General features: G+C 68.0%; 11 protein-coding genes. 5 read left to right on the top strand and 6 right to left on the bottom strand.

From position 1 onward, the window contains the following. Positions 1 to 131: 131 nt before the first annotated feature. From ACFC0D_RS37340 to ACFC0D_RS37315, 6 genes are all read right to left on the bottom strand, one after another. Positions 132 to 734 carry a phage tail protein gene (locus ACFC0D_RS37340; protein WP_376446265.1) on the bottom strand — a complete coding sequence of 201 codons (603 nt, stop codon included), beginning with the start codon at positions 732 to 734 and terminating at the stop codon, positions 132 to 134. Positions 735 to 863: 129 nt separating this feature from the next. Next, on the bottom strand, positions 864 to 1271 hold the full coding sequence (locus ACFC0D_RS37335) for a hypothetical protein (RefSeq protein ID WP_376446262.1): 408 nt from the start codon (positions 1269 to 1271) through the stop codon (positions 864 to 866). Positions 1272 to 1525: 254 nt separating this feature from the next. Further along, positions 1526 to 1873 carry a hypothetical protein gene (locus ACFC0D_RS37330; protein ID WP_376446259.1) on the bottom strand — a complete coding sequence of 116 codons (348 nt, stop codon included), beginning with the start codon at positions 1871 to 1873 and terminating at the stop codon, positions 1526 to 1528. A 162-nt stretch (positions 1874 to 2035) separates the two neighbouring features. Further along, positions 2036 to 2239, bottom strand: a complete 204-nt coding sequence (locus ACFC0D_RS37325) for a hypothetical protein (RefSeq protein WP_376446257.1) — start codon at positions 2237 to 2239, stop codon at positions 2036 to 2038. Then, complete coding sequence (locus tag ACFC0D_RS37320; RefSeq protein ID WP_376446254.1) at positions 2233 to 3012, bottom strand: hypothetical protein; 780 nt, start codon at positions 3010 to 3012, stop codon at positions 2233 to 2235. The genes ACFC0D_RS37325 and ACFC0D_RS37320 overlap by 7 nt, the downstream gene beginning before the upstream one ends. Next, positions 3005 to 3280: a WhiB family transcriptional regulator gene (locus ACFC0D_RS37315; protein WP_376446251.1), complete on the bottom strand. Its 276-nt coding sequence runs from the start codon at positions 3278 to 3280 to the stop codon at positions 3005 to 3007. The genes ACFC0D_RS37320 and ACFC0D_RS37315 overlap by 8 nt, the downstream gene beginning before the upstream one ends. Before the next feature lie 238 nt (positions 3281 to 3518). On the opposite strand from ACFC0D_RS37315, the gene ACFC0D_RS37310 reads away from it, so the two are divergent. From ACFC0D_RS37310 to tuf, 5 genes are all read left to right on the top strand, one after another. Beyond that, a complete protein-coding gene (locus ACFC0D_RS37310) occupies positions 3519 to 3968 on the top strand; it encodes a helix-turn-helix domain-containing protein (RefSeq protein WP_376446249.1) in 450 nt (149 codons plus the stop codon). 605 nt (positions 3969 to 4573) lie between these two features. Next, a complete protein-coding gene (rpsL, locus tag ACFC0D_RS37305) occupies positions 4574 to 4945 on the top strand; it encodes a 30S ribosomal protein S12 (protein ID WP_003948652.1) in 372 nt (123 codons plus the stop codon). Positions 4946 to 4947: 2 nt separating this feature from the next. Further along, complete coding sequence (rpsG, locus tag ACFC0D_RS37300; RefSeq protein ID WP_003966970.1) at positions 4948 to 5418, top strand: 30S ribosomal protein S7; 471 nt, start codon at positions 4948 to 4950, stop codon at positions 5416 to 5418. 39 nt (positions 5419 to 5457) lie between these two features. After that, positions 5458 to 7584, top strand: a complete 2127-nt coding sequence (gene fusA / locus ACFC0D_RS37295) for an elongation factor G (protein ID WP_376446245.1) — start codon at positions 5458 to 5460, stop codon at positions 7582 to 7584. 151 nt (positions 7585 to 7735) lie between these two features. Next, positions 7736 to 8929 (top strand): elongation factor Tu, encoded by a 1194-nt coding sequence (gene tuf, locus ACFC0D_RS37290; protein WP_361445373.1) that lies wholly within the window; start codon positions 7736 to 7738, stop codon positions 8927 to 8929. Positions 8930 to 8977 lie beyond the last annotated feature (48 nt).

The following is an 8977-nucleotide window of genomic DNA, read 5'->3' as shown; positions in this document are numbered from 1 at the left end:
TGTTGTGGTGTGTGTGTTTTTTTTTCTCCGCGCGCGGGTTTGTGTGTTTGGCGTTTTTCGTTGTGTTTGGGTGTAGGGGGGGGGGGGGCGCGCCGCGCCCCCCCCCCCCCCGCCCCGGGGTGGAGCAGAGGTCAGACGGTGGTGCTGTACTGGCTGTCCTTCATGAGGAAGGAGGCCAGCGGCTTGCCGTTGCCGTTCGACATGGCCGTGAAGGTGATGCCCAGCTGCGACGCCGCCTTGCGGGCCAGCTTGATGTCGTCGGATGCGGTGACCTGACCGCGGGGGATGATGAAGCGGTAGGTGACCGCGGTCGTGCCACCGGCCTTGACGTCGGTGAACTCCAGGCCGAGGGCGCGCACGTCCGCGAACGGACGCTCGGCGATCTCGTACTTGTAGGTGTCGGTCGCCGGCGCGGCCGCCGCCTCGACCTTGCCGCCGCCCATGAAGAACGGCAGCGTGTCCTCGTTGAACTGAAGCATGGAGAACTTCAGCGAGAGGTCACGGGCCGAGTAGATGTAGTGCACCGGGGAGACCGACTGCCACGAGTCGATGGCCTCCAGCTTGTCCTTCTTCGAGAAGGTGACGCCGTCACCGGTGGTGAAGCCGAGGTCCGTCCAGGACGCCCAGTCGGTGGCGGAGTCGGTGCCGAAGGCCGGGACGTCGGTGCCGGCATTGGCCACGTAGAGCTTGCCGATGCCTGCGACGCGGATCTCGGCGGAGTTGTTTCCGGCCATGGTGGGTTTCTCCTTGTGTAGAGAGGGGTGGGGTGCCGCACCGGGCGGAGGGCCCGGGTACGACAAAGGCCCCGCCGGACGGCGAGGCCTGGTCTGTGGGGTGAGCGTTCGTCAGGGAGCCGGACGGGCTCAGAAGACGCTCAGGGAGAGCTGGATCACGCAGAGGTAGCGGTTGGCTCCCCGGTAGAGGTAGTCCGGCAGCCAGCGCGGCCCGTCCATCTCCTCCACGTCGTGGACGAGGTTGACGCCGATCTGCTTGCCGATGGTGGCGAGCAGCGCGCGCCGGGCGCCGTTGGCGAGCACATGGGCCGCGTTCTTGGTGGGCCCGTACACCTCGAACTCGATTAGCGGCTTGTCGACGTGCAGGTCGCCGATCCAGGCGCCGCCGCGGCGGTTGACCAGGACGGCGCTCTGCGTGCCGTCGAAGCCGGCCGGCGCCTGGACGGCGATCGTGGCGCCGGCGAGGGCCGGGTCGGCCTTGAGGACGTCGACGACCAGCTTCTCGACGTCCGGGAACGCACTCGGGGGAGTGGTCATGACGGTTCTCCTCGGTGGAAGGGGAGGCGGGACGGGGCGGTGCGAGGCGGTGCGGGGGCCGTCCGGGGCGCTCGACGCGGGGAAGGGGGAGGGGGCGCGGAGCGCTCCCGGACGGCGAACGGCGAAGCCGTCGCCCGTTGTTCGGGCACAGCTCCGCCGCTGCACCAACTGTGACAGAGAGCGTGCGCGCACGCAACTAGTTCGTCGACCGACTGGGATCACCCGCCCGGGAGCGCCTGATGGGGCCGGGGCGGCTAGTTCCGCCGCCAGCCCTTCCTGGGGGGATCGAGGGGGGCAGGCTCCTGCGCCATCACCAGCTCGGCGACGTGGACGCGCATGTGCCGGGTGTGCTTGATCGGCTCCGCGGAGCGCTCGTGCCGCACCAAGCGGGACTTCTCCACGAGCCAACTCGTCGGAGACGTACGGAAGACGAGACGGCCCTCCCCCTCGGGCGGGGTGCCGCTCAACGACGTGCGGCTTATCTCCTCGGCCCGGGCGATGGCCGCTTCCCGCCCACCTTCGACGGGGACCTTGGCCACCAGGTCCCACGTGCTGTCGCCGCCGTACGTCTCGTTGGCCTCCACCAGCACGTACCAGCTCATGACCCGTACCCCCTGTGCTCCGTGGGCCCGTCCCGCCCGGCACCGCACTCTAGGCGAGGCTCGGCGACGTGGCGGTCGATACCCGGGGAACGACGAAGCGCCTCGTATCTCTCGGGAGAGATACGAGGCGCCTCGTCGTTCCGTGCGCGCATACGGACGGGTCTATGCGGTACGAGGCCGGCGGCGGGCGGTCCGTTCCGCGGCGAAGACGTCCTCCAGGCGGAACAGTTGGGCCCTGCCCGCCTTGCCGGCCGCTCGCAGGTGGCCCAGCTGGACCCACTTGCGGATCGTCGCCGGGGCCACGCCGGCCTCCTCGGCGGCCAGGGGGCCGGGGATCAGGGCCGGCAGGGTCGGGGACGTCAGCACGGGCGCTCCTCGGTGGCCTCGGTGTCCTGGTCTTCCCGGGTGGTCCCACCAGGGGTGCTTCTGGGCGTGTCCATCGCCGTCTCGATCTCCTCCGTGCGGGCGCCCGACGCGTCGGCCAGCTCGCCCCACCGCTCCTCCGGCCACACATGCCGGTACGCGGGGTCGTCCTGGCAGCCGCAGTCGTCCACCGCGCACGTGCAGGCCGGGTTGACGCACAGCACCGCCCGCCGGTCCGGGAACGCCCGCAGCGACACCGAGTCGCACCACGGGCAGCGCCCCGAGACCCGGACGACCGTCTCCGTGTCACCGAGCGTCCGCGCGCACCGCCGTGCCATCCGGCGCAGTTCGTCGCGCACGTGCCGGGCCAGGTCGGGGTGGACCGCGATCTCGTCGAGCAGGGCCATGGTCCGCCGCAGCCGCTCCACGACCGGGGCGCGGCCGGGGCGGGGGAGGCCGAGCCGGGCGCGTACCGCCTCCTCCAGCTCCACCGCACCGTCCGTGATGTCGCGGATCGCATCGCTGACGTGCAGCCGGATCGGCGCGGCGCCGTGGCCCGGGACCACGAGCCCGTGCCGCTGCTGGAGCAGCAGCGCCTCGCGGCGCTCCTCACGGATCAGTTCGTCGCGGCCGGGGTGCGGCGCGGCGGGTGCGGCGCCGGTGGGCGAGCGGCGGCCGGGCGCGAGCTCCTCGGCGAGCTCGGGGAACTGCCGGGCGAGGGAGGCGGCCCACAGGGCGATGTCGGTGAGGATCCGTTCGACGGCGGGCTCAGCCACGGATGCCCCCGGCGGCGGCGCCCAGGACCTTCGCCGTACGCGCCTCGGGCACGGCGCGGCCGTTGCGCCAGAGACGGCCCGCGCATACGCCGTCGAACCAGCTCTCCGCGGGGGCCACGGCCGTCTCGCACTCCCGGCGGACGGGACAGGCGGCGCAGGCGCGCAGCGCCGGGGCCGCCTGCTGGGCGCGGCGGGAGAAGACGACGGACGGGGAGAGGCCGACGCACGCGGCGGCGGCCTGCCATGAGGACGAGTCGGGTAGGAGCAAGGTTCTTCTCCACGGTCCGGGCCACCGAACCCCTGGGGCCGGTGTGACTCCTGGGACTCGTGAGGCCGACGAGTGCGACGGCGAGTCAGAGAGTGACATGTTGCGTGCGAGCGCGCAACAAGTTTGTGGAGCACCCTTCACCGATTCGACACGATTGCGCGCTCAAAAGCACGTAATTCTTTGCGCGCAAGCACGCTAGAGTGTGGTCCCCGGAGGGTGGGGAGTTAGGGAGCTGTACATGAGCACTCAAGGGCTCGACGAGTTCGCAGGCTGGGTGGAAGGCCTGATGAGAGCGCGCGGCTATGACATCGACAGTCCGCGCGGTGGAGGAAAGTCCCGGATCGCGGACGAGGCCGGCGTGCACCGGGCTGCCGTGACCCGGCTGCTGCAGCGGCAGAGCATGCCCGACCTGGAGACCATGCGCAGGATCGCCCCCCTTCTCGGGGTCTCCGTACGCGACATGCTGATCCGGTCCGGCCGGGTCACCCCGGACGAGCTGCCCCTGGCGGCGGATCTGCTGCCGCCGGGCGACTGGCAGCCCACCATGGAGGACTTCGCCCGCTGGCTCGGCGTCCCCGACGAGCGGATGGGCGTGTTCGTCAAGGTCGTCAACCAGTTCCTGGAGCCCGGCGAGGAGGAGGCCGAGCCGCGCACCCCCGGCGAGCCGCGCCGCGCCACCCGGGAATGACCCCCGCGCGCGACCGAGGCTCGCGCCCCGCCGTGGGCCCGTCGGAGAGGGATCCCGCCGGGCCCGCGCGCATCCGGACCACGGGCCTGCCGGGAGGGAGTTCCGGTGGGCCGCGGGCTCTCCGTGGCGCCTGTCGGGAGGGTGATCCCGCCGGTCGCGGAGTCTCCGTGACGCCTGCCGGAAGGGGGTTTCCGGCGGGGTCATGGGCTCTCCGTGACGCCCGTCGGGAGGGAGATCACGGCGGGTCCGCGGAGTCTCCGTGACGCCCACCGGGAGGGTGATCCCGCTTCGGCCCACAGGCTCTCCGTCACGGCCGGCATACCCACCGTTCCGGGATTCGTTCCCCGCCGTCGGCCGGGTGCCCGTGCGCATGGGCATTTGTTTTGACCGGAGTCCATGCGATAGGTACGCTCAGACCTTGTGCCTGGGGTGTGCCTGGGCTCGTGTGCGTGTCATCAGCCGCACGGCGAGTTCGTCAACGGCCACCGCAATCTGCGCCTTTTCCGCCCTCGGCGGAGGTCCGCAGTATTCGACACACCCGACCGCGTGGGTCGGTGCTGTGTTCCAGGTTAGTTTTACGACGGCACACAGAAACCGGAGAAGTAGTGCCTACGATCCAGCAGCTGGTCCGGAAGGGCCGGCAGGACAAGGTCGAGAAGAACAAGACGCCCGCACTCGAGGGTTCCCCTCAGCGTCGCGGCGTCTGCACGCGTGTGTTCACGACCACCCCGAAGAAGCCGAACTCGGCCCTCCGTAAGGTCGCGCGTGTGCGTCTGACCTCGGGCATCGAGGTCACGGCCTACATCCCGGGTGAGGGTCACAACCTGCAGGAGCACTCCATCGTGCTCGTGCGTGGTGGCCGTGTGAAGGACCTGCCGGGTGTTCGTTACAAGATCATCCGCGGTTCCCTCGACACGCAGGGCGTCAAGAACCGTAAGCAGGCTCGCAGCCGCTACGGCGCCAAGAAGGAGAAGTAAGAATGCCTCGTAAGGGCCCCGCCCCGAAGCGCCCGGTCATCATCGACCCGGTCTACAGCTCTCCTCTTGTCACCTCGCTGATCAACAAGATCCTGCTGGACGGCAAGCGCTCCACCGCCGAGCGCATCGTCTACGGCGCCATGGAAGGCCTCCGCGAGAAGACCGGCAACGACCCGGTCATCACGCTGAAGCGCGCGCTCGAGAACGTGAAGCCGTCCCTCGAGGTCAAGTCCCGCCGTGTCGGTGGCGCCACCTACCAGGTGCCGATCGAGGTCAAGCCCGGTCGCGCCTCCACCCTCGCGCTCCGCTGGCTCGTGGGTTACTCCCGCGCCCGTCGCGAGAAGACCATGACCGAGCGCCTCATGAACGAGCTCCTCGACGCCTCCAACGGCCTCGGTGCTTCGGTCAAGAAGCGTGAGGACACGCACAAGATGGCCGAGTCCAACAAGGCCTTCGCGCACTACCGCTGGTAGTCGCAACCCACATCGAGACCGAGAGAAGACTGAGCCGATATGGCTACCACTTCGCTTGACCTTGCCAAGGTGCGCAACATCGGCATCATGGCTCACATCGACGCGGGCAAGACGACCACCACCGAGCGGATCCTGTTCTACACCGGCGTTTCGTACAAGATCGGTGAAGTCCACGACGGCGCTGCCACGATGGACTGGATGGAGCAGGAGCAGGAGCGCGGCATCACCATCACGTCCGCCGCGACGACCTGCCACTGGCCGCTCGAGGACGTCGATCACACCATCAACATCATCGACACCCCGGGCCACGTCGACTTCACCGTCGAGGTGGAGCGTTCGCTCCGCGTGCTCGACGGTGCTGTGACGGTGTTCGACGGCGTCGCCGGTGTCGAGCCCCAGTCCGAGACTGTCTGGCGTCAGGCGGACCGCTACGGCGTTCCGCGTATCTGCTTCGTCAACAAGCTCGACCGCACGGGTGCCGAGTTCCACCGCTGTGTCGACATGATCGTGGAGCGCCTCGGCGCGACCCCGATCGTCATGCAGCTCCCCATCGGTTCCGAGATGGACTTCCAGGGTGTTGTGGACCTCGTCCGCATGAAGGCCCTGGTCTGGTCCGCGGAAGCGACCAAGGGCGAGATGTACGACGTCGTCGACATCCCGGCCACGCACACCGAGGCTGCTGAAGAGTGGCGCGGCAAGCTGGTCGAGACCGTCGCGGAGAACGACGAAGAGATCATGGAGCTCTTCCTCGAGGGCCAGGAGCCCACCGAGGAGCAGCTGTACGCCGCGATCCGTCGTATCACCATTGCCTCCGGCAAGGGTGGCGAGACCACGGTCACCCCCGTGTTCTGTGGCACCGCCTTCAAGAACAAGGGTGTTCAGCCCCTGCTCGACGCGGTCGTCCGCTACCTCCCCTCGCCCCTGGACGTCGAGGCCATCGAGGGCCACGACGTCAAGGACGCCGAGGTCGTCGTGAAGCGCAAGCCTTCCGAGGACGAGCCGCTCTCCGCGCTCGCCTTCAAGATCGCGAGCGACCCGCACCTCGGCAAGCTCACCTTCGTCCGGATCTACTCCGGTCGCCTGGAGGCCGGCACCTCGGTGCTGAACTCCGTCAAGGGCAAGCGTGAGCGCATCGGCAAGATCTACCGCATGCACGCGAACAAGCGTGAGGAGATCGACTCGGTGGGCGCCGGCGACATCGTCGCCGTCATGGGCCTGAAGCAGACCACCACCGGTGAGACGCTGTGCGACGAGAAGAACCCGGTCATCCTGGAGTCCATGGACTTCCCGGCGCCGGTCATTCAGGTCGCGATCGAGCCCAAGTCCAAGGGTGACCAGGAGAAGCTGGGTGTTGCCATCCAGCGTCTCGCGGAGGAGGACCCCTCCTTCCAGGTTCACTCGGACGAGGAGACCGGCCAGACCATCATCGGTGGTATGGGCGAGCTTCACCTCGACATCCTCGTCGACCGTATGCGTCGCGAGTTCAAGGTCGAGGCGAACGTCGGCAAGCCGCAGGTCGCGTACCGCGAGACGATCCGCAAGGCCGTCGAGCGCGTGGACTTCACCCACAAGAAGCAGACCGGTGGTACCGGTCAGTTCGCCAAGGTGCAGATCGCGATCGAGCCCATCGAGGGCGGCGACGCCTCGTACGAGTTCGTGAACAAGGTCACCGGTGGCCGCATCCCGAAGGAGTACATCCCTTCGGTCGACGCCGGTGCGCAGGAGGCCATGCAGTTCGGCATCCTGGCCGGCTACGAGATGACTGGCGTCCGCGTCATCCTTCTCGACGGTGGCTACCACGAGGTCGACTCCTCCGAACTCGCGTTCAAGATCGCCGGTTCGCAGGCCTTCAAGGAGGCCGCGCGCAAGGCTTCGCCGGTCATCCTCGAGCCGATGATGTCCGTCGAGGTCACCACGCCCGAGGACTACATGGGTGAGGTCATCGGCGACATCAACTCCCGCCGTGGTCAGATTCAGGCCATGGAGGAGCGCAGCGGCGCTCGCGTCGTGAAGGGCCTCGTGCCCCTCTCGGAGATGTTCGGCTACGTCGGAGACCTCCGTAGCAAGACCTCGGGTCGCGCAAGCTACTCGATGCAGTTCGACTCCTACGCCGAGGTTCCCCGGAACGTCGCCGAGGAGATCATCGCGAAGGCCAAGGGCGAGTAACTCACCCGAGTGCACGCTTTAGGCTTGACACCAGTCGCCGGGGCTTCGCCCCACGAAACCCGAGGGATCGGGCCCCGGCGGATGGCATCCCAGCAAAGATCACCTGGCGCCGATGAAGCAAGGCGTTCAGAACCACTCCAGGAGGACCCCAGTGGCGAAGGCGAAGTTCGAGCGGACTAAGCCGCACGTCAACATCGGCACCATCGGTCACATTGACCACGGTAAGACGACCCTCACGGCCGCCATTACCAAGGTGCTGCACGACGCGTACCCGGACCTGAACGAGGCCTCGGCCTTCGACCAGATCGACAAGGCTCCTGAGGAGCGCCAGCGCGGTATCACCATCTCCATCGCGCACGTCGAGTACCAGACCGAGTCGCGTCACTACGCCCACGTCGACTGCCCCGGTCACGCGGACTACATCAAGAACATGATCACGGGTGCGGCGCAGATGGACGGCGCCATCCTCGTGGTCGCCGCCACCGACGGCCCGATGCCGCAGACCAAGGAGCACGTGCTCCTGGCCCGCCAGGTCGGCGTTCCGTACATCGTCGTCGCCCTGAACAAGGCCGACATGGTGGACGACGAGGAGATCCTGGAGCTCGTCGAGCTCGAGGTCCGTGAGCTCCTCTCCGAGTACGAGTTCCCGGGCGACGACCTGCCGGTCGTCAAGGTCTCGGCGCTCAAGGCGCTCGAGGGCGACAAGGAGTGGGGCCAGTCGGTCCTGAACCTGATGGCCGCCGTCGACGAGGCGATCCCGCAGCCCGAGCGTGACGTCGACAAGCCGTTCCTGATGCCGATCGAGGACGTCTTCACGATCACCGGTCGTGGCACCGTCGTCACCGGTCGTATCGAGCGTGGTGTCCTCAAGGTCAACGAGACCGTCGACATCGTCGGTATCAAGACCGAGAAGGTCACCACCACGGTCACCGGCATCGAGATGTTCCGCAAGCTGCTCGACGAGGGCCAGGCCGGTGAGAACGTCGGTCTGCTCCTCCGTGGCATCAAGCGCGAGGATGTCGAGCGCGGCCAGGTCATCATCAAGCCCGGTTCGGTCACGCCGCACACCGAGTTCGAGGCCCAGGCCTACATCCTGTCGAAGGACGAGGGTGGCCGTCACACCCCGTTCTTCAACAACTACCGCCCGCAGTTCTACTTCCGTACCACGGACGTGACCGGCGTCGTGACCCTCCCCGAGGGCACCGAGATGGTCATGCCGGGCGACAACACCGCCATGACCGTCGAGCTGATCCAGCCCGTCGCCATGGAGGAGGGCCTCAAGTTCGCCATCCGTGAGGGTGGCCGGACCGTGGGCGCCGGCCAGGTCGTCAAGATCAACAAGTAATTGTTGACCGTGTGACCTGTGCCGCTCCTGACGGAGCGTCATAAGAGG

It is taken from the genome of Streptomyces sp. NPDC056222, from assembly GCF_042264065.1.
In the GTDB taxonomy this organism is placed as follows: domain Bacteria; phylum Actinomycetota; class Actinomycetes; order Streptomycetales; family Streptomycetaceae; genus Streptomyces.
The sequence above is the reverse complement of the archived record's forward strand: the minus strand, read 5'-3'. Positions and strand labels throughout refer to the sequence as shown.